Origin of the sequence: Citrobacter sp. wls714 (genome assembly GCF_005281025.1) — a bacterium.
GTDB classification, from domain to species: Bacteria; Pseudomonadota; Gammaproteobacteria; order Enterobacterales; family Enterobacteriaceae; genus Citrobacter; species Citrobacter werkmanii.
The window spans coordinates 24,533-46,875 of record NZ_SZWZ01000039.1 but is presented as its reverse complement, the minus strand read 5'-3'; the positions used below and the strand labels follow the sequence as shown (position 1 = coordinate 46,875).

Genomic DNA, 22,343 nt, shown 5'->3' with positions numbered 1-22,343 from the left:
AAATGACCTGCTTATTCGCACCTTCCCTGTAACAGTTGAGAAAGTAGGGGCGGCATTTGCATTGATCAAATGCCACCATAGGCCTGAAGCAGAATATGAATTTACTGGTGAGTTTCTCGGGCTTTCACACGAGCTGAAGTTTGCAGGGAAGAATTTACGAGAACTGAGAGAAACTGGCTGTTCTATTTATGGAATTTATCAGGATGAATACGGCATGACCTTACTTCCTGATCATCCCGGCATTAAACTGGCCGAAATACTAGCGGTATCAAATATAGGACTGAATAAATTTTCGGTTTACATGGGATGTCGCGAGCAAGAGATAGTTGAATTGTTGAACGGTTCAGTTTCACTGACGAAAGCTATGGCACTCCGATTATCGCATGTAGTCGGTGGAAGTTGGTCGAAGTGGATGTTAATTCAAGAGCAGTTTGAATTACAGTTGGCACAACGAGAGATTAAAGAATTAATGATTTTGACTAATATCGGGGATGAGGTCGTTGGATTATAGTAAAACAACCATCTTTAACTGATGGGTTTGGCCTTTCCATCCATAAGAAAGGCCATTGCTGTAAAAAATAAATTACCCGCGACTGCAGCCGAAATTACGGTCCCCATCACCGACTATTTTAGTTCTTACTTTGGTCATGTAATCCACCCTGTTCATCAAATCGCTATAAGTCTGCTCAAAGTTGTCCCTTTTACGATTTAGGAGATATTTTCCATTTGATGGGTAATTAACTAGCTTCCCAGAGTCATCTATCGGGATGCCAAGTGCACTGTACCAGGCTGTTGTTATCATTGTACGTAACGTGTTACGCTTTAAGTCATAATCCCCCAAATGATAATAAGCATCCTGATTGAAACACAATATCAGATGGTAATGCCGTTTTCCATTTTTGGTATATTCTCGGACCCATGCGTAACGTAAGGTTGAATGTCGGGTATCAGGCCAGTCTTTTCGTTGAGTTTTAATATGCTTATCGTGTTCAAGCTTTGCTTTTAACGCACTGGTAAAGCGAGATATAGCACCAGAGTCAACTCTGGGTTGAAAGAATGGGTTATCCATATTTTCTGTATCAATTGGATCATGCAGATCAACACGAAGAATCATTGAGTTAGGATGTTCGTTGAGGGAGTCATCAATAACCTGTTGTATTCTATCCCGATATAGGGATACGTGTGATCCGAATTCACTATCGTATGTCATATTGTATCCTATTTATTGATATTGGTGTAGGTAATATATACAATATATATTACCTATCATGATAACAAACTATTAGCCGGACTGGGCTCGGTGTTTGTTTTTACTCCTGAATTAAAATCATTTGTTATCATCAAAGCACGGGGTTTAAACCAGCTATGGTTATCAATGTGGTTTTGCCTTTCTTTGCCACTAGTATTCTATTTTGAGAGTACAACATACCGAGTAATTCATTTGCTTTACTACGCTTTCTAAATTTATTAGGACCATATTGGAGAACAGTATTTTTAGTAATGTAAGGTACAACAAGGCGGTTACAATGATTTTTTATCCACCAATAAAGCTCATCCGCCTCCGAGATTGCGGGCGTTAATTCCTGAGGTTTAGAAAATATGTGGATGTACTCATTAACATACCAGGTAGTTATCTTCACAGCATCTTCGACTGCAGAAAGAGATATATCTCCATCATTGCCATTAAAATAATGCAGCAGAGAGGCCACTCTGGCCATATTTTCTGCGACCTTAGATGCATAGTCTCTAAAATCTGATAAGGTGCCGAGTAAGCCCATATCTGACTCCACCTTGTTATAAAATTCGATCCAGCGATTTTCTGCTTCTACAGAAAATCGCAGGCAAAGACGATCATTTTGATTATCTCTGGCAATACTTTCGTTAACTATCTCCATCAGTCGTTGATGGAATACCGGCAAATGTTCGCTTGAAACAACGGGGCTGGAGATTCTTCTGGAACCTTGCTTTGAATCAGGCTGGCATATGAGACATCGAGCGAAAAAACCGATCCCTTTGGCTGTATCGCCTTTACGTTGCAGATAACCTTTAAACACATCAGGCTGAACCATAAGTGCTAGCGTCAGTCTGGCATCTCTGATTAATTTCTCTGGCTCACTTTTCCTTTCCACTGAAAATGTTGCGCCATCCCACATTTTGTTGATGAAAGGCAGTTCGTTCAGCGTGTAACCGTTAAAAATAGTGCCAGCCTCATCAGACATGATACCGATAGATCGCCAATAACCACAGAGGTAATCTTTAATAGCCGCAGGAGTGGCATCATTAAATATCTGCTTGAACCTGATCGGTGGTTGCTGGTGCGACGCCAACAGCGCTTTAAGTTGTTCATTTGTCGCCAGATGATCTTTGTTACGGCGAATATCTGATTTGAGTTTTGACATCAGTGCTTTTCTTTCAAAATTAAAAATTTCTTCATCACTTCGCCAGGTATTAAGAGCATGCGTGTACTTATCAAATAATTCTTCCTCCAGTTGATATAATGGCTTCATCAGCATTTTATCAACCGTACTTTTCCGTTCGCCAGATTCTGCAAGTGTCAGCAAGTAAAGTGATACTGGGCTACGTAGATTAGTAAGTCGACAAACATCAATCCGGTTCTGACAGGCAAGAGATATTACCCCAAGAGCAGAAGCAGCAATCAAACCTTGAGGGGCCTGCGTATGCTGTTCCACTTCATAAATTGCATTTCTGATAATCTGAGGGAACGCATTTACAGGAAAAGGATGACCGTTAAACATATAATACCTCTAATACAATTCACGTTAAAAAATTCTGCGCAAGTTGTTATTCCGCTATTAATAGCAGAAATAGCAGGATGAAATAACTCTAATTACAACATTTTGAATGTATGTTAGGTAATTACTTCAAATAAGTTTGCTGCGTTGCGATAGCCATTCATCAATCTCTGATTCAACCCATCCAACAGATTTCACTCCGAGCATTCGCTTTTTGGGGAAGGAAGCGTCGTAACGCGGTGATTTGGGGTTCAACCAGTCGTAGATTGTTGCCCTTGCCATACCAGTTTTTTGGATTACCGTAGGTAAGCGGAGTATCCTAACGGTTGATGGATTGTTCATGCTTGATTGCCTCTCGTTAGTTCATTTTGGTTGTAGAAAGATTAGCGGCAAGCATTAATGCAAAAAATCCGCGTACCAAAAATACATTTTTTACAACACTTAACTAATTGATATTTGGTGTTTTTATGTTGACAGCGATTGAGTTTTGCGAAGAAATTAGTCAAAAATCGGTTTGTCTTTCTGGGCAGATGGTCGAATGTGATTGGGACATATACATTGATATGCTCAGCGAAAGTTATCCTGCGATACTGAAGGAACTAAGCGAAATGCGAGATCAGTTCTGGAATTCTGATAAGGTAGGAACACGTGTGGTTTTGTATAGTGCTCCATCTCATGAAGAGTATAAATATTGTACTGGTGACAGAGTGGGTCAATTAATAGAGGAATATGCTGAATTATATGATCCAGTTCAGGAATGCTGGAAAGAGTTAAAGTCACGTATTTTCAGGGGAACATTTTCTCATCTTATTCAGGATCCTTTTTTAATTAATGATGTGTTTAAATCACATCTATTTTTTGCCTCGATGTCTTATCAATGGGGAAAATCAGTTATGTCAGAGAATGAGTGTGTTGCTATTAAAGCATTCATTAAATCTTCTGAATTATTTGATAGATGTATTGGTATGTCATGGTTTCATGTTTCTGTATGTGCTCAAAAAAAATATCCCATGTTAGAGCTAAAGCCGGAAAACAAGGTGGGAGCAGTAAAGCGGAAGTATATCGAGTAATTCAAGATAAACTTGTTTATTTGATCAATGAATCTGTTCCTGAAGGTGGGTGGAAAAGTAAAGCAGCTGCGGTAAATGCTCTCATTGATCCTTTGTGGGACTTTATTAAAGAGTCAAATTTTGACATTAATAATGAAAGTAAAAAATATCGTATCGCAACAATGAGCCAAGATGCTTTGGAAGATACTATTATTAAAAACTGGTCAAGAAATATTGAAAGTATCAAATTGGCTTTAGATAATACAGTTGCTAGAAAAAAGAAAGTCACAGGATAAAAGCCCGTATTATTAATAGTTGAATTATCAGCACCCATTATGGGTGCTGATAAAGGATTCATCCCACAAGCCGTATTCCCCTAACCCCACTATTAACGATACTGCCGCTATCTGCTGCTTTTACAAAATCAGCCCACCATTGCATCATCGGACGACGTTGCTCAAGATAATCACTGCGATTATAAGCGCGACGTACCTCATTTTTGTCTACATGAGCAAGTGCTGCTTCAATGACATCAGGTGGAAATCCTTCCTCATTGAGTGCCGTACTGGCGATAGAACGTAAGCCGTGTGAAACGAGTACGCCTCCTAAACCAGCACGCTTAAGGGCTGCATTCACTGTCTGGCTGTTCATCGGCTGGGTAGGCTTAATGCGACTGGGAAAGATAAATTCTCGGCCACCACTAAGTGACTTCATCATTTCCAAAACAGAGAGGGCCTCATCGGATAGTGGAACCGTATGGTCCCGGTTCATCTTCATTCGTGCAGCAGGGATTTTCCATTCGCTAGCATCAAAATCGATCTCATCCCATCTAGCTTCAGCGGCCTCGGCAGGGCGGGTAATGGTGAGAAGCTGCCACATGAATAGGCATCGTGTGGACAGGCTGATACTTGCCGTGCGCATAGTCTGCATTAATTGTGGAAGTTGATCCGGGCGGATACTAGGCATGTTTTTCTTCTGCGGTTTCTCGAATGCTTTCCCGATGTTAACGCTGGGAACAGCATCAATTAGGCCTGTGTTCTGAGCATAAATCATGACTTCGTTAATACGCTGACAAAGGCGGCGAACAGTCTCTAATGCACCTCTGGCCTGAACCGGCTGCACTGCTTTAACCAGAGTATGAGCCTTAATCTCGGTGACACTGATATCACCGATTGCTGGGAAAACATCTCTCTCAAGCGAGCGCCAGATATCATCGGCATAGTCCTCTGTTACGCTGGCTTTCTTCACATTCCACCAACGCTCGGCAACTAACAGGAAAGTGTTGGTTTTAGCCTCTTGAGAATTTCTAACCTGCTCTTTCTGATGTTCCTGAGGATCAATGTCTTTCGCCAATAAAACTCGAGATTCAGCTCTGAGTTTACGCGCATCAGAAAGGGAGACAGCAGGGTAGGCTCCGAAGCTTTGCTTGGTTCGCTGTTTTGTCAGAGGTCGATAGTAACGGAATTGCCAGAGCTTACTACCACTGGACTTGATTAACAGAGTAAGCCCGTCACCATCATATAGCTGGTAATCGGCATCTTTAGGTTTGGCGGCTTTGATTTCCGTATCGGTTAACGGCTTGGTTTTTCTTGCCATGGGGAGTCTCCATGCGTTTAGGCCCAACGAAAACAATAGAGCTTTTCGTTGGGCCTATCAATGGGCCTAAAAGGTTCGGATTTAATTAGTTCTCTTCGGACTTCGCGGGACAAAGTGAGGGCACAAAAAAGCCCGCAGGGCTTGCGCCGTGCGGGCTCTTAGGACTTCATCGGATGACTCTGGTAATCACCGATGGAGAATTTTGGTGGAGCTGGCGGGAGTTGAACCCGCGTCCGAAATTCCTACATCCTCGGTACTACATGCTTAGTTCGTCTTTACATTCGCCTGGCACCTGCGGACGGACACGCCACTACCAGACTAGCCTGATTAGTTTTAACGCTTCAACCCCAGGCAGGGCATCCACGCGATCTCTTTTGGGTTTGACCTCTCTTTGATCCCCGTCTTAAGAGCGGAAGCTAGGGAGAGAGGGCTCAGAGCAGGTTATTAAGCTGCTAAAGCGTAGTTTTCGTCGTTTGCGACTATTTTTTTGCGGCTTTTTACGAGGCCAACCGCCCCTCGGCATGCACCTTGGGTTTCGCGAATCCCGTCGAATCCAGAATCAGCCCCAATGTGTTAGAGCAAGTATAACAGACTTGTGACACGCGTGACCAGCCCCCGCAACCCCTTATCCTCAAGGATTTACCGCTCGCGCAGCGCTTCTTTAGCCCGATTAAATGGTTTGATTAAATAGTCGGCGATGGTTTTTTCACCTGTTTTTATATCCACTGTGGCAATCATGCCCGGTACGATGGAGAAATGGCGTCCCAGTTTGTTCTCCAGGTAGTCCTGATGGGTACGGATAAACACTCGGTAGTAGAAGATTTCCGGTTTCGCTTTATCCTGGATGGTGTCCGGAGAGATGGTTTCAACTACGCCTTCCAGACCGCCATAAATGGCGTAGTCATAAGCGGTTATCTTGACCAGCGCTCGCTGGCCTGGGTGAATAAATGCGATATCACGTGGCGACAGACGGGTTTCAATGAGTAGATGATCGTCTATTGGCACTATTTCCATCATTTCGCCATTGGGTGGGATAACCCCACCGATGGTGGTGACCTGGATATTTTTCACAATACCGCGCATGGGCGCGCGCACGGTCAGCCGGGTGACGGAATCCTCACGTCCTTTCAAAATAGCTGCCAGCATATCCACTTCGGCGTTGGCTTTAGACAGCGCTTCACGCGCCTGCACGAAGTATTGGGAACGCAGGTCGGTAATTTTTAATCCCAGATCGCTTTTTTGTCGTTGCAGGCGCAGCACTTCCACATGGCTGGCGGCGCCGCTTTTCTCCAGGCGCTGGGTAATGGCCAGCTCTTTGTTAACTGAGACCAGCGCGTCCTGCAGTTCCGCCATAGAATCAGCAAGCTGCGCGCGGCGGCTTTTATACAGACGCGTTTCGGAGGCGATGAGATCCGGCCAGGCGCGCAGTGAATCGGGAAAGGTCAGCGGCAGATCGTTAACTTCAGCATTAAGCCGCGCGCTGGAAGCCAGCGAGGCGCGATAGCGGGCGGCGCTTTCCCCAACGTTGGACTCAGAGCGGGTAGGATCGAGGCGTGCCACTATTTGATTGGCCTGCACCTTATCGCCCTCGCGCACCGTCAGCTCGGCGAGGATCCCGCCATCCAGCGACTGCAATACCTGCTCACGTGAGCTGGGGATCACTTTCCCGCTGCCGGTCGACACTTCATCCAGTTTACCGAAATACGCCCAGATACCCAGCACGGCAAACAACAGCGTGCTGAGCAGAATAATGCGGCTGGCCCCGGAAAAACGGTGTTCGCGGCGGATATCGAGATCGTCCATGGCGGCGTCATGCGGATTGGTTTTCATTTTTCCACTCCCGACCGTGAGTCGGTACAGGTGCCCGACTCGCATTCAACGCCTGCGCTTTCGGGGCATCCATCACCAGTTGACCTTCTTTCAACACCACCACGCGCTCGACCAGTTCCAGAACCGGCACGCGATGGGTGGCGACAATCAATGTGCGGTTGCCCAGCCACAGGTTCAGCCGCTGAATAAACTCCCGCTCGGTATGTTCATCCAGTGAAGCACTGGGTTCGTCGAGTAGTACGATATTGGGCGAGCGCAGCAGCATTCTTGCCAGCAAAATCGACTGCCTCTGTCCCCCGGACAGACCGTTGCCGCCCTCCATAATCGGATGCGCCAGCCCTTTGGCGAGTTGTTTAACAAAAGCCGCTGCGCCGCTGACCTCCAGCGCTTCGAATATCTGCGCGTCGCTGGCATGCGGCGCGCCGAGAGTCAGGTTCTCACGCAGGGTGCCGAAAAACAGGCGCGCATTCTGGCTGAGAAAACCGATGTTGCGGCGTAAGTCGGCCATATCGATTTGCGCCAGGCTCAGGTTATCGAGTCGGACATCGCCCTGAATAATCTCCACGCCGCCCGCCATGGCCTGCAGCAGCGTTGATTTCCCCGCGCCGTTACGACCGAGGATCGCTATTCGTTCCCCGGGCATGATCTCCAGACGGGAGATACGCAGCGGAACGCGCTGATCGTCGCTGTGGTAGCGAAAGTGCGCGTTTTCAAAAAGATAATGACCGTGAAGAATCTCCTGATGTACCCGATCTTCATCGTATTGCGTTTCGGTGGGGAGCTGCATGATGCTGTCCAACCCCATCTTCGCTGCTTTAACCTGCTGCCAGCGGGCCAGCACGCCGCACAGGTTAGCCATTGGGGCAATCATTCTGGAACCGAGCATGGAGGCGGCCACCACGGCCCCGGTGGTCATCGTGCCTTCAATGACCATCGGCGCGCCGAACATAATAATGGCGGCGTAGACCAGACTCTGTACCGACATGCCCCAGCCAATCAGCCCCTGAGTCAGCTTGCGCGTGCGCAGCCCGGACTCTCCGGTAATGCGGATGTAGCTGTTCCACTGCTGTAAAAAGCGGTTTTCCGCCTGCATCAGCTTGATGTCCTCCAGCCCCTGAACGCTTTCAACCAGTACCGCATTACGCAGGGTGGATTCATGTGCGGCCTGGTTGGCGAGCACCGCCAGCTTCTTCTGTAACAGTAAACCTGGCAGGATCATCAGCAGGGCGGCGACGGGCGCTATCCATGCCAGCGGCGGGGCAATGCAGGCCAGCACCACGATAAACAGAAAGAAAAAAGGCAGATCGACAATAGTCGACATGGTTGAGGAGGTGATCATCTCGCGAACCTGCTCCAGCTCGCGGAGTTGAGAAATAAAGCTCCCCGTCGAGCGAGGTACGGCGCTATTACGCAGCCGCAGGGCATGGCTGAATACCCGATCAGAAATGCGCATATCGGCGCGTTTACCCAGCAGATCCATAATGTGGGTACGTGCTTCGCGCAGCAGAAAGCCAAACAGGACCGCCACCAGAACGCCGGTTGAGAGAACATACAGCGTCGGATATGACTGCGCCGGAATCACCCGATCGTAGACCTGCATCGAAAAGATAATCCCGGAGAGCGACAGAACGTTAATCAGAAAAGCGGCAACCATCACTGGCAGGTAAGGGTGGATATCCTGTAAAACCAGTTCGCGCATCCAGTCGGGTTTAAAGCGAGAAATATAGCGGTCTACCCGACTGTCTTTTAGCGCCGAAAGCGGACGCAGCGCGGTAATGCTTACGATCTCTGGCACAAGCTCTGCGACCGTCACCCGGTTACGTTGCCCCTCTTCGGCGATGATAAAAACATCCAGTGCATCGTCACCGTTGAAATGCTCTATCACCATGATTTGGCCGTCGCGCAGTTCCGCTACTACCGGTAAACGCCACTGGCTGAACGCCTGCTTTGTGGTGTCCAGCGCGTGAAATGACAGGCCCGCCTGGCGCGCCAGTTGTGTCAGCGCGAGGGTGCGGTTTTTCCCTGCAAACCACGGGGCGTTGGCCTGGATTGCGCCGGGGGAGCAGGCAACGCGATAGTGGCTGGCAATATACGTCATCGCCTGCGCCCACTGGCTCAGAGCCTGTTCGCCAATGGCCTCTTCCGCATGTGAATCGACGTCGCTCATAGCTGTATCTCCACCGATTGAATGCTGCGGTTATTTAAGGCGAACGCCTGGCGTAGCGATCCGGTATTGTAGAGGCAGTTAAGCTGTAACTGGCGCAGCTGGTTTTGGGTCTGGAGTTCAGCAAAGCGCGCCTGATACACCTCCTGCTCGGCGTTAAGCACATCGAGCAACGGGCGTGAACCAAGATCCAGATACTGCTGTTGATACAGCTCGCGCGTTTGTTCACTCAGTCGCTGCTGGCGTCGCAGAATTTGCAGGGCGGTGGCGAGACTCATCGCCTGGCTGCGGGATTCCAGTAATTTCTGCCGTACCTCAAGCCGGGTTCGTTGAATAGAATACTGGGCTGACTCAACCGCATGACTGGCGGCATTGCGTCTGGCGGTAAGTCCACCCCCCTGATACAGCGGCATTTCAACTTTTACCCATGCGGAGTACTGGGTTTTGTCGAGTACCTCATGGCTGGGGTATTTGTCGTTGAGATAGTGCTGAACCGACGGCTCCAGAGAGATAGTCGGCGTCATTTGCGCGTTGGCGTAGTCGAGGTTGGCCTGCGCCACATTTGCCTGCGCCCACGCCGCCAGCACGGCAGGAACCAACTTATCGTCGGGTTTTACGACATCACAACTGCTGTCCAGTTTGCCGGGGAATTCATTGCTGATGCCGTTGAGCGAGTTCCAGCCGAGAAAACTCATCAGCGTTGCCTTGCTGCTGTCGAGATTGGCCTGGTACTGCGCCAGTTGCGAACGCGCAGACTCTATACGCGCATCGGTTTGCACCACGTCCGATAGCGAGGTTGCGCCTTCATCATTGCGTTGCCGGGTCAATCGGCCAATGCCGTTGAGGGCGGCGAGTTGCTCCTCGGCGGCATCCACCATTTGCTGCCACGTCTGCACCTGGACTATCGCGTTGGCGGTCGCGTGCGCGATGGTATCAATACTGAGTAACACATTAGCCTGCTGCTGCGCGGAACCTGCGGTTTCAGCGCGGACCTGGCTGGCCACTTTGCCGAAGTCATACAGCATTTGTGACACCGAAATAACCAGGGCCGGGCTAAAGCCGTGGTCGGTGTAAGTATTGCTGTAGCCGTTGTTCATTCCGGCAGTTACCTGCGGGTAATATTTCGATTTCGCCACGTCTATCTGCTCATTCTGTGTGAGTAATTTGCCGATAGATTCACGAATGGATGGGTGCCAGCTCACGGCACGACTCACAGCATCGTTCAGCGTCAGAGTTCCGGGGGCGGCGGAGCTTAGCGGCAGATCGGCAACGGAGCCGTCAAGGTTTGGAAGCATCTGGCTGTTTGCCAACCCTTCCGGCGTAATAATTTGCGGTTCATCTTCGGCATTCACCCGCATGGAACACAGCGTTAATGCCAGCAGTAATGCCACGGGCATGACTTTTCCCATATCTCATCCCTTTCAAATACAACCGTTACGGCAGTTGCTCCGGGCGTCGTGGCGCCCGGAGCTTTATGTATTAACCACCCGTGATGAGATGGTTGTTCTGTAGCAGTTCATTCAGCGTGGTGTTGACGTTCTCCAGGGTGATGAGGTTGGTGGATTGATAAGTTCCACCCGTACCATCGCGGTCGATGGCGATCACGGTGTTGGATCCGTTGGTGGTGACTTGCACGTAGTTTCCAAGCGTTGAGGCCTGATGGTTCCATCCGCTCAGCAGTTCGTGGATATCGATCTTGTCACCCTGGGCCATAGAGAAGTTGGTCCAGCTGTCGCTGTTGTTCCCTCCGGTTGCGTTGTTGGCATTAAGCAGGTGATAGATAAGCGTATCGCCGTAGACCGATCCGGTGATCACATCATGCTGTGAGGAGCTTGCCAGCTGCGGATTCATATTGATGGTCAGCGTGGCGGTGTCCGTATGTCCGTTTTGGTCATTAAGCGTATAGGTGAAGGTCTCTTTGGTGGTCATCGATGCCACGGTCGTACCCGGCTTCAGCGTGTAGGTGTAGGAGCCATCCAGATTCATGGTCAGTGAACCATAATGGCCCTGAACGGTGGCGCTACTGGTACTGCTGGTCGGATTGAGCGTGGCGGTACTGCCGTTATAGCCATTGACGGTAAGCAGGGTATGGACGGTTGACAGCTGATCGTGGGCGCCAGCCGCATCACTACCATCAAAAATATTGCCATTTACCGTGGTGGTGTTGACGTCAAAGGTATTAAGGTGCCAGGTGGTGCCGGTGACGTTCGGCGTAATGCTGACGTCGCCCACGGCCAGCCCTCCCATCGTTCCTGTGAAGCTGACGCTGTAATGACCTGCGGTCAGTTCGGCATTCCCCAGCGAGACCGCGATTGAACTGCCTAACAGACTGATGGCGCTGGCAGGTACCGTACCTGAAAGTGTGTATCCGCCAGGGCCGGTTATCGTCCAGCTCACACCGAGCGTACCGACGGTGATTAGCGTGTTGATATCGAAGTTAAGCGTGGCGTTTTTCAGGACGTCATTTGTCGCGATGTCAAACGAACCTGTCGCGGTTGCCTTGCTCCCCAGGGTCGGAATTGTCGCTGTTCCCAGCGCGCCGCTGCCATATGCAGCCGAGTCCTGAACGGTATTTACCGCCATGATGCTGCTGACGTCATCGACGGCATTCAACGCCTGCGGGGTTGGCGTGATGTTCAGTGAGCCGGTATCCGTATCACCATTCTGCGCGCGAACGGTATAGACGAAGCTGTCCGGGGATTTGATGCTGTCCGCACCAACGCCGTTTTTCAGGGTATAGGTGTAATTTCCTTTTGCATCAATGGATAACGTACCGTAGAGTCCGTTTATGGTGGTGCTTCCCGATGCCGGGACAGCCACGCCGTTGACTTCAGTGATCACCGCATCTGGCGGCACAATATCGTTAGTTAGCACATTGCCGGTGGTATTGGCGGTAGTGCTATCAACGGCATAGGTATGATCCTGCGAGATATTGAGCGTGTAACCGGTGAGGGCGCTGATCCCGCTGGCGGTATTCAGTACAAACAGGTATTCACCGCCTGGCAGCGTTACCGTCAACGGCTGCGAATTGCCATTCAGCAGCAGGGTGTTGATCCAGCCTTTTTGCACCCGGTATTGTTCAAACTGCTGGATCGCATCATTGAAGCGGTAGATATAAAGATCGAACGTTGAGGCCAGCGTTACGCCGCCAACGGTCCCTTGAATGGTCATCGTACGGGTTGAGCCATCCTCTACATCAAAGATAATCGGATTGCTCATGTCATCAAGCAGGTTGGCGTTAAGTACGGTACCAACTCCGACGCTTAATACCGTCAGACCGCTTTGTACTGATGGCCCATTGTTGACATAGCTGACGCTGGTATCAAAGACCATGGCAGCATTGTTGTCGGCCGCAATAACGGTGGTGGCCGCCGGGGCTGGCCCCAGGTTGATCACCAGATGTGCCGAGCTGCTGTTGCTACCCTGTGTGATGGTATAGGTGAAGCTCTCTTTTTGACCGTAAACCGCGGCGCTGGTGTTAGTTAATTTGTAGCTGTAGCTGCCGTCCTGGTTGATGTGCAGGGTGCCGTACTGACCTGTGATATCGACCCCACCCGCGCCAACGACGGTGGTTTTCCCGCTGGCATCAGTGACTGATGTTAGTGTTGTTCCGGTTGGCGTAACGTCATCGGCCATCACGTTGCCAGTATTGACGGTCGGCCCGCTGACAACGCCTGCGCTGGTCTGATGAACGTCTACGTCCAGGCTGGTATATGAACCTGTCGCCAGCAGGCTGGTGTTATACGTCAGCACGCGATACTGCCCGCCGGTCAGGCCGGTCAGATTCAGGGTGACGCCGCTACCAGTTAACGTCAGTAGGTTAGCGAAGTCGCCATTTGCAGTGTTGATGAAAGTGCTCCAGGTGCCGAGAGTGGCATCAAAGCGCTGCACCACAATCTCCTGGGTACTGAGCAATGACAGAACAATGCCTGTCGCTGCCGCATCGATCGTAACATTGCCAGAACCGCCGGCGGCAATGGTGAACTGTACCTGTGCGGTGTCATTACCCAGAACGGAGGCGACATTCCCCAAAGCACCTACCAACAGCAGACCGTAGTCAGAGTAGCTTTGTGAGCTGGTGGTTGCGGTGGTCGTCAGAGCGAGGCTGGTGACGTTATCGTTAGCCGAGAGTGGGAGGATTGGGGCGGTAATGGAGAGCGACCCCGACGTATTGCCCGCCGCATCGGTTGCGGTTATGCCCAGCTTCTGCCCTTCAATTTGTTTGGTCGGCAAGGTCAATGACCAGGCGCCGTTGCTTCCTGCCGTCGTGGTGTAGGTACCCGCGCCAGGGATTGTCACCGTCACCGTGCTGTTTGCTTCTGCCTGACCTGTTAGCGAACCGCCATCCGCACTCAGTATGCCGGTTGGCGTATTGGGAGCCAGTGTATCGACCACCACCGTGGCGGGACCTGATGCGGCTCCTGTGCCGTTCGCGTTGGTTGCGGTCGCGGTAAAGGCGTGCGAGCCCTCGGTCAAATTGCTGTCAGGCGTGAAGGACCAGACGCCGCTGGCGTTAGCCGTTGTGAAGCCAAGCAGCGCCCCGTTGTTGTAAATATTGATGACGGCATTGGCCTGTGCCGTTCCGTTTAGCGTAGGTAAGGCATCGTTGGTTACCTGGCCATTGGCGATAATCCCGGTATAAATGCCGAAATCATCCACAACACTGACGATGGTTGGGGCATCGGGTACGCGGGTATCTGGGGCAGTGAACCCGGCAGAAACACCGATATTGCCCGCTTTATCCTGAGCAAATGCCAGCAGCGCCTGGCCGCTGGTTTGCGCCGGGGAAAGCGTCACCACAAAGCTGCCTGCACCATCCGCAGTGGCGGTTCCCAGTACGGTTCCTGTACTGGACGTAATGGTCACGGTGCTCCCTGCTTCAGCTGTACCGGTGACGCGGTTTCCGGTGGCATTGATAGTAAGGCCCGTTGGCGCGCCGGGCGCGAGGGTATCCACTACAATCGACGAGCCAGGGGAGGTGGGGCTCACGTTACCCGCCGTATCAGTGGCATTCACCGTATAAGCATGCGTGCCCTGGCCCAACGCTGAGGTGGGAGTCCAGGTCCAGTTTCCGCTGGCGTTCGCCGTTACGGAGGCCACCAGCGCGCCGTTGTCAAAGATATTGACCGTGCTGTTGGCTTCCGCCGTGCCGTTGAGCGTGGGGAGGGTATCATTGGTGGACTGACCATTACCCACTGCACCAGTGATGTTAGGCACATCATCAATAATGCTGACAATAACTGGCACGCCTGGCGCGGTGGTATCAACGACTATCACAAAACTGTTGGTCGCCGGGCTGTTATTACCCGCCGCATCGGTGGCGGTGACGGTTAGCGTGTGCGAGCCTTCGCTGAGCGGGGTTCCCGGCGTGAAGCTCCAGACACCACCTGCTCCAGCCGTGGTTGTTCCCAACAATGTGTTGCCGTCATAAACACTTACCGTACTTCCCACCTCAGCAGTCCCGTTTAGTGTTGGCCGGCTGTCATTACTGATCTGACCGTTATTCAGGTTGCCGAATACACCGCCAGCAACGTCATCCACGACGGTAGTCAGGGTTGGCGTAGCGGGGGCCGATGTGTCGACAGTCAGCGTAAAACCGCCTGTTGGTTGGCTGGCGTTGCCTGCTGCATCTGTAGCGACAGCGGTAATGGTATGTGTACCGCTTCCCAACGTGGAGGTGGTGACGCTCCAGGTACCGTTGGCTAACACGGTGGTGGTTCCCAGGACGGTATTATTCTCATACAGGGTGATTGTGGCTCCGGCCTCCGCTGTTCCGCTAAACGTCGGCGTTGGATCGTTGGTACTTTGTCCGTTAGTAATCGCCCCGGTGCCAGGGGGCATATCATCGGTCACCAGGGTAATAACCGGTAGTAATGGCGCGGTGGTATCCACCACGAATGTGAAGCTGTCCGATGCAGGACTCACATTACCCGCCGCATCGATGGCCGTTACGGTGATGACATGGTTTCCCGTGGCCATTGCAGGCGCTGTTGGTTGCGTAGGCGTATAGCTCCAGTTACCGCTGCTGTTAGCGGTTATCTCCGTTAACAAAGAGCCGTTGTCAAAGATACGGATTATGGCGTTGGGTTCGCTGGTACCGCTGAATGTCGGGCGGGCATCATCAGTAATTTGTCCATTGCTGAGATTGCCGGTGAGTGGCCCTTGATCGTCAAAGACGGTGGTTATGACAGGTGCAACGGGGGCGGTAGTATCAATAGTGAATGAGCGAACATCCGATGCCGGCCCAGTATTACCCGCGGTGTCAGTTGCCTTCGCGGTAAGATTCCATGTGCCTGCAGCAAGCGCATTTGTTGGTGTAAAGCTCCAGTTGCCGTTGGCCTGGACAAGGGCGGTGCCCACGAGAGAAGCGCCGTTATAAATAGAGATTGTCGAGCCTGCTTCACCGGTTCCGGTAATTGTCGGCCTTGTCTCGTTGGTGCTTCCACCATTCGGTACGACGCCTATCACGGGGGCCGTATTATCCGCGATGCTGGTAATGACTGGCGCTATAGGTGGAGTGGCGTCAACATTCAGCGTAAATCCACCGGACAGGGCGCTGGTGTTGCCGGCTGGGTCAGTCGCGCTGAGGGTAAAGGTATGGTTACCATTAGTGAGTGGCGTTCCAGGCGTGAAGCTCCACGACCCGGTTCCATCAACAATGGCTGTGCCAATCGGTGTTGTTCCGCCATCCAGCCAGATATTAATTGTAGCTCCGATTTCTCCGCGACCGTTGAGCGTCGGAGTCGCGTCGTTGGTGAGTTGACCGCTGACCAGATTGCCGGTTAAACCGGGCTGATCGTCTACCACGGAAGTGAGCGTTGGTACGGCGGGGGGCGTCACATCCACGACGATATTCCACCCAGAGGAGGCTGCGCTGGTGTTACCTGCCGGGTCGGTGGCGCTGACGGTCAGGGTGTGGCTGCCTTCCGTTAGCGCGCTGTCAACCGTCCAGGACCAGGCTCCTCCTGCACCTACTACGGTCGTACCAAGGAGTACGCCGTTATCAAAGATATTAATTGTCGCACCGGTTTCGCCCGTACCGTTCAGCACGGGCTGGCGATCGTCAGTTACCTGGCCTGGTAAGACGGAAACGTTCGGTAGGTTGTTATCGTCAATCACCGATGTAATTGTCGGGACGGTGGGCGCTTGTGCGTCAATGGTCAGGGTGAAATCGCCCGAAATAGCCCCGGTATTACCCGCACTATCCGTTGCGCGGGCGGTGAACACATGCTGGCTGTTACTGAGATTACTTCCCGGCGTGAAGCTCCAGCTACCGTTTTGAGCTACGGTGGTAGTGCCGATCGCATTGCCATTATCAAAGATGGTTATAGTGGCACCTGCTTCGCCGGTACCGTTGAGCGTAGGGCGCGCATCGTTTGTTAGCGCGGCGTTAGCCAGTGAGCCGGTGTAGCCGGGAACGTCATCCGTCGCGTTAACAATCACCGGCTGGAGCGGTGCGGTTAAATCTACCGTTATTGCAACGGGGGCGGACAGACCGCCCTTGCCGTTACCGTTGGTGGCCTGAACGGTAAAATTGTAGTTCCCTTCGCCTGGCAGGGTGGGAACCGCAAATGTCCAATTGCCGCTGGTATCAACGATGGCCTGGCCAGCGCTGGTGCCGTTAATAAAGACTTCGACCGTCGATCCCACTTCCGTTGTGCCACGAAGCATGGGGGTGGTGTCATCTGTTCTACCGCCAGCAGTGAGAATATTTCCCTGTACGCTACCGACATCGTCGTCAATCGCGATAATGAACGGCACATCAGGCAGGCCGCTGTCAGAGGCGGGAAAGGTCGCGTTGGGGCTTTCGTTACCCGCGCGATCAATTGCTTTCGCCGTGAGTTCACCGCCGTTGGTCTGCGCCGGGCTTAAGGTTACGGCGAATTCGCCGGTATTATTTGCGGTTGCGGTACCGATTAGCGTGCCGGAAGCATCGCGAATTTCAACCGTGGCGAAAGGATCTGCCAGACCAGCAACCCGGGTGCCATCCGGTGAGACAGTCTGGATCGTCGGGGCTGGCGGCGGTGTAATATCTACGGTGATATTAATGGCCGGCGTTTGAACCGTCGTGTTTCCGGCTCCGTCATCTGCACTGAAGGTCAGCGCGTGAGGATCTTCTGAAAGTGCAGGCGTGGTGAAGGTCCATTTTCCATCAATGACGTTTGCGGTTCCTATAGCTGTGCCATTGTCATAAATCGTTATTGTGCTGCCCGTCTCGCCGGTGCCGTTGATGGTTAACGTCTGGTCGTTAGTGAAGGAGCCATCGCTCAGAGTGCCAGTGACCGGGTTGACGTTATCAAGGATTTCCGTCACTACCGGTGCCTGCAGAGGAATGGTATCAACGGTAAAGGTAAAGCTGTTCGATGTCCCGCTGGGATTACCGGCGGCGTCTTTTGCGCTGGCGGTCAGGGTATAGGTTCCATCGAGCAGGGCGCTGGTAATGGGGAATTTCCAGTTGCCAAAACTGTCGACAGTGGCCACGCCCAGAACGGTAGTGCCATTGAATACAGTAATAATGCTGCCAGCTTCACCCGTACCATGAATAACCGGCGTATTGTCATCGGTGGTGGCGTTGTTGTTAAAGTTGGCATTGGGCGTGTTGTCATCATCCGTCGCAAATTCAATAGTGGGAGTGGTTGGGACCGTTGTGTCAATGGTTAGGGTGACCGGATCCGACGGATCGCTGGTATTGCCCGCAATGTCGGTTTCAGTTGTGGTGATGACGTAAGTCGTGTCTGGGTCTAATGGGCTCGGGGTAAAGGTCCAGCTCCCGTTATCACCTACCGTTGTTTGACCAATTTCGCTGCCGTTATTATAGATAGTGATAGTGCTACCCGGCTCTCCCTTCCCGCTGAAGGTGGGCGTGGTGTCATTGGTTGTGCCACCACTGGCAACGTTTCCGACAACGGGTAGAACGTTATCGGTGATTAGCGGTACGTCAGGTTTCGCAGGTGGAATGGTATCAATTGTGATCGAGTAGACGCCGGATACCGGGCTGACGTTGCCTGCCGCATCGGTAGCCGTCGCGGTAATGACGTTTAACCCTTCAGATAAATTGGCGGTTGGCTGGTAGGTCCATTTCCCTTGTGCATTGACCTTTACCGTGTCCACCTCAGTGCCATTATTATAGAGCGTGATCGTGGCGCCTGGCTCACCGGTACCGCTCAGAAGTGGGGTTTCCTGATTCGTTGTGCTGCCATTAGCCAGGACGACATTTTCGGTACCCACAACAATGGTTGCTGACAGGATTTGTGGTGCATTTGGCGCATTTGTATCGACCTGTAGCGTGAAGCTGGTGGATTTCGGGCCTTCATTGCCCGCCGGATCGCTGGCGGTTGCCGTCAGAACATGTGTGCCGTCACCCAGAACCACTGGCGGCGTGAATTGCCAGCTTCCATCCGTGCCAACCTTTGTTTCGCCAATCGGCTTGCCATTGTCATAAATGGTGATGGTGTCGCCAGCGGTGCCACTACCGGTTAACTGTGGCTGAGAAGAGTTGGTCGGTTGACTGGTATCGATAGGATTTTTATCAGGATCAAGGATCGCAGAAAATCCCGGGGCGAGAGGTGCCGTGCTGTCAATGGTAATGGTGAACCCTGCGGAGAGAGGTGTCGTGTTTCCATTGTTGTCGCTGGCTGTCACCGTAAATTCATATTTATTATCGGGCAACGTTTGCGGCGGGGTGTAGCTCCATATCCCGCTAGTATCGACGGTAATATCTGCAATCAGTTGCCCGTCACGCATCAGATGAACTATTGAGCCGGGTTCGCCGGTTCCGTTGATGGTTGGCGTGTTATCGTTGGTCAGACCGTTATTGGCGATGGAACCGACAATGCCCGGCTTGTCATCCGTTACATGGGTAATGGCAGGCATTTGCGGTGACTGCGTATCAACAATCAGTTCAAACGCGGTCGCCGGGCTGGCGTTGCCTTTGGTATCTGTAGCGACAGCCGTAAGCTGGTGTTTCCCTTCACCGAGGTCGGTCTGAGGGGTGAAGCTCCAGCTACCGTCTGGCTGCATTACGGCCACACCTAGAGATGTCCCGTTATCAAATATCTCTACAGTTGAGCCAGCTTCTGCTGTGCCGCTCAGCGTCGGACGGTTATCGTTGGTTGTTTGTCCACTGGTGAGTGGCCCGGTATCGCCTGCGACGTCATCAAATACCTGCAAAATAATGGGCTTATCTGGGGCGGTAGTATCCGGCGCAACTGCGGTTTTCGCCGGGCTTTCATTTTTAGCGCTGTCAGTGGCGGTGACGCTGACGGTTTCGCCATTTGTCTGCGCAGGTGAAAGCGGTACGCTAAAGTTGCCATCGCTTCCCGTTTTTCCAGTACCGATGGTGCTGCCGTCCGGTGCGGTAATGGTTATTGTACTGCCTGGTTCAGCCGTCCCCGTTACGCTGGTGCCTTCCGGGCTCACCTTCACATCTTCTGGTGCGAGTGGTGCGGTCGTATCCGGTGCGAGCACGGTAGACGGTAGACTCTCATTTTGTGCAGCGTCTTTGGCTGTTGCCGTTAACGCTTCGCCATTGGTTTGTGGTGAATTTAGCGGGGCGATGAATTGCCCGCTGCCGTTGGCGATCCCGGTACCCAGTACGTTACCCGCGACGTCTTTGATGATAACCGTAGAACCGGGTTCCGCCTGACCACTAACGGATTCACCGTCGGCAGCGACAGTTAGTCCGGAAGGGGAGGCTGGTGGCGAAATATCCGGTACTTTCAGGCTCTCTACAGGACCCGTATTTGAGGCTCTATCAGTAACCGAAATGGTCAGCGTTTCACCATTGGTTTTGGCGGGATTAATGCCTATTGAGAATGAGCCGTCATTACCTGCCTTACCGCTTCCCAAAACATTTCCCTGACTGTCTTTAATCACCACCGTGCTGCCTGCTTCGGTGGAGCCTGTCAGCGTGGTTCCCTGATTAATGACTTCCAAATCTTCCAGCACCGGAGGTTGGGTGTCGATATCAACCGCAAAGCTGATGGACTGTCCGCTGGTGCCGAAGTTATTTGTCGCCGTTGCGGTAAAAAGATGATCGCCATCAGGAAGTGGCTGAGAGGGCGTAAAGCTCCACTTCCCATCGTTGTCAGCAATCACCGGCGGGATTGTTGGCATTGGCACGCCATTGTCATTAATTGTGATAACACTTCCCGGTTCAGCAGTGCCGCTGATGGTCGGGCGATTGTCATCTGTAGCATCGCCGTTTTTCAAAGCACCGGTCACGCTCCCAATGTCATCTGACACGGTGATGATGATCGGTTGAGAAGGATATTGAGAGTTTGATGCAGTAAATTGGCCTGCCGGTCCGTTATTACCTACCTCGTCCCGGATACGTGTTTCCAGCGTTTCGCCATGCGTTTTCGCTGGATTCAGCGTAATACTGAATAAGCCATCCTGGCCTACTACAGCTGAACCGAGGAGATTGTTATCGGCATCATAGATGGAGACGGTACTGCCGATTTCAGCATGGCCTGTTACGGTGGTGCCATCCACGGAGACTGAGTCAACCACCGCAGCAGGTGGGGGAGTCGTATCAACAATAATCGTTGGGGTTGTCGTTATTTCGCTGACGTTTCCTGCTTTATCCGTCTGTTGGATCGTGAACGTATGTGCGCCGTCGCTTAACGCTGTTGTCGGGGTGAAGCTCCACTGGCCGCTGGCATCAACGACAGTCGTCCCCAGAATGATGTTCCCTTCACGGATGGTGATGGTATTTCCTGCTTCACCTTTACCGGATAGGGTTGGTTTTGCTTCATCAGTGTGTGCGTTATTGATGAGTAGACCAGTAATGTACCCTGTTTTATCCGTTAGGGCTTCAAGTACAGGGGCTTCCGGGGTGTGAGTATCAATGTTGAGCGTGAATTGGGTAGATTCTCCGCTGCTGCCTTTAAGGTTGGTAGCAATGGCTGTAAAGCTGTGTTCACCATCTGCCAGCGGTGTGGCAATAGCAAAGCTCCATTTTCCATTCGATCCCACCACGGCGGTACCTGTCTCTTTACCATCAACATAAATATGGATAGTTGAGCCGGGGGTGCCGGTTCCCTGTAGCGTTGGGGTATTGTCATTGGTAAATTGCTTGTTAGCGACAGTCCCGGTTTCCGGAGCCTGATCGTCTATAGCAGCAGAAATTACCGGTGTGGCAGGCAGAGGAATATCGGGCGCGTTAACGCTCGCGGCGGGGCTGGTATTACCTGCCGCATCGGTTGCGGTAACGGTCAGGTGTTCTCCGCTGAGTTTAGGGGGATTAAGATCGATCGCAAATTTGCCGTCACTGTCTGCTTTACCCTGACCAACAATGTTGCCCTGCGCATCTTTAATGATGACTGTACTGCCCGGTTCTGCCTGCCCGGTCAACGACTTGCCATCAGGGGAGACCACCAGTGCAGTTGGGGATGTTGGTGGAGTGGTATCTCCGCTATTATTACCGCCTGGATTAGTGCCACCATCTGGATTTGTTCCAACGCCAGGATCCGTACTACCACCGGGATTACCATTGCCTGAGCCGTTGTCGTTATTGTGATGTCCGCCACCGCCGCCAGAAGAGGCTATAGCTGCAATCCCACCTGCGGCAACGACCCCGCCGAGAACCCAGGGCCAGACTGCGCCACCGTCATGACTGCCTTCGGCCGTCATCAGCGGCGTGAGATCGTCCAGGTGCTGAAAATGGAAAGCGCCATCCGTATCCTGAACCCACCACAGCGCGCCATTGCTGTCTTCCAGAACCAGCTGGTTTTGCGCATCACCTTTTCCGACGTAAAAATTTTTAATGGTGATGGTTTCACCTGAACGGAGTGTGACAACCAGATCCTGATTAACGCGAGTCAACTGGCTGACCTCCTCACGCGAAACGGACAGTTTCACAATAGAAGGTGAGTTGAGCGTAATTTCAGAGGCTTCAACATTGGTAGAAACACCAGTCAACTTCGATACAACGGCGAGTAGACGCATATG

At 51.9% G+C, this 22,343-nt stretch carries 11 protein-coding genes and 1 other RNA gene; 3 read left to right on the top strand and 9 right to left on the bottom strand.

Annotated features, from left to right (window positions below; all coding sequences use genetic code 11):
- The first annotated feature begins 7 nt into the window (after positions 1–7).
- The gene (locus FDX11_RS10185; protein ID WP_249360725.1) at positions 8–511 is read left to right on the top strand and encodes a HigA family addiction module antidote protein; all 504 of its coding nucleotides are present in this window, start codon (positions 8–10) and stop codon (positions 509–511) included.
- A 72-nt stretch (positions 512–583) separates the two neighbouring features.
- On the opposite strand, the gene FDX11_RS10180 is transcribed toward FDX11_RS10185, so the two are convergent.
- The 3 genes from FDX11_RS10180 to FDX11_RS10170 form a co-directional block, all read right to left on the bottom strand.
- Entirely contained in the window at positions 584–1,210 is a 627-nt protein-coding gene (locus FDX11_RS10180) for an inovirus Gp2 family protein (RefSeq protein ID WP_001618771.1), read from the bottom strand.
- Positions 1,211–1,340: 130 nt separating this feature from the next.
- Complete coding sequence (locus FDX11_RS10175) at positions 1,341–2,756, bottom strand: YfjI family protein (RefSeq protein WP_001618770.1); 1,416 nt, start codon at positions 2,754–2,756, stop codon at positions 1,341–1,343.
- A gap of 126 nt (positions 2,757–2,882) precedes the next feature.
- Positions 2,883–3,095: an AlpA family transcriptional regulator gene (locus FDX11_RS10170; RefSeq protein WP_001618769.1), complete on the bottom strand. Its 213-nt coding sequence runs from the start codon at positions 3,093–3,095 to the stop codon at positions 2,883–2,885.
- 125 nt (positions 3,096–3,220) lie between these two features.
- On the opposite strand from FDX11_RS10170, the gene FDX11_RS10165 reads away from it, so the two are divergent.
- Complete coding sequence (locus tag FDX11_RS10165) at positions 3,221–3,823, top strand: hypothetical protein (protein ID WP_249360724.1); 603 nt, start codon at positions 3,221–3,223, stop codon at positions 3,821–3,823.
- 20 nt (positions 3,824–3,843) lie between these two features.
- Complete coding sequence (locus FDX11_RS25435; RefSeq protein ID WP_244586576.1) at positions 3,844–4,098, top strand: hypothetical protein; 255 nt, start codon at positions 3,844–3,846, stop codon at positions 4,096–4,098.
- A gap of 58 nt (positions 4,099–4,156) precedes the next feature.
- On the opposite strand, the gene FDX11_RS10160 is transcribed toward FDX11_RS25435, so the two are convergent.
- The 6 genes from FDX11_RS10160 to FDX11_RS10135 all read right to left on the bottom strand — a co-directional run bounded on the left by FDX11_RS10160 (position 4,157) and on the right by FDX11_RS10135 (position 22,340).
- Complete coding sequence (locus tag FDX11_RS10160; protein WP_007870243.1) at positions 4,157–5,398, bottom strand: integrase; 1,242 nt, start codon at positions 5,396–5,398, stop codon at positions 4,157–4,159.
- Between the two features lie 203 nt (positions 5,399–5,601).
- Positions 5,602–5,965: a transfer-messenger RNA gene (gene ssrA / locus FDX11_RS10155) on the bottom strand.
- Between the two features lie 72 nt (positions 5,966–6,037).
- Complete coding sequence (locus FDX11_RS10150) at positions 6,038–7,201, bottom strand: HlyD family efflux transporter periplasmic adaptor subunit (RefSeq protein ID WP_137349546.1); 1,164 nt, start codon at positions 7,199–7,201, stop codon at positions 6,038–6,040.
- 7 nt (positions 7,202–7,208) lie between these two features.
- Positions 7,209–9,395: a type I secretion system permease/ATPase gene (locus FDX11_RS10145; protein ID WP_137397843.1), complete on the bottom strand. Its 2,187-nt coding sequence runs from the start codon at positions 9,393–9,395 to the stop codon at positions 7,209–7,211.
- Complete coding sequence (locus tag FDX11_RS10140; RefSeq protein ID WP_137361382.1) at positions 9,392–10,801, bottom strand: TolC family outer membrane protein; 1,410 nt, start codon at positions 10,799–10,801, stop codon at positions 9,392–9,394. Before FDX11_RS10140 ends, FDX11_RS10145 begins: the two co-directional genes overlap by 4 nt.
- Positions 10,802–10,871: 70 nt before the next feature.
- Positions 10,872–22,340: a BapA/Bap/LapF family large adhesin gene (locus FDX11_RS10135; RefSeq protein ID WP_137397842.1), complete on the bottom strand. Its 11,469-nt coding sequence runs from the start codon at positions 22,338–22,340 to the stop codon at positions 10,872–10,874.
- Between the last annotated feature and the right edge of the window lie 3 nt (positions 22,341–22,343).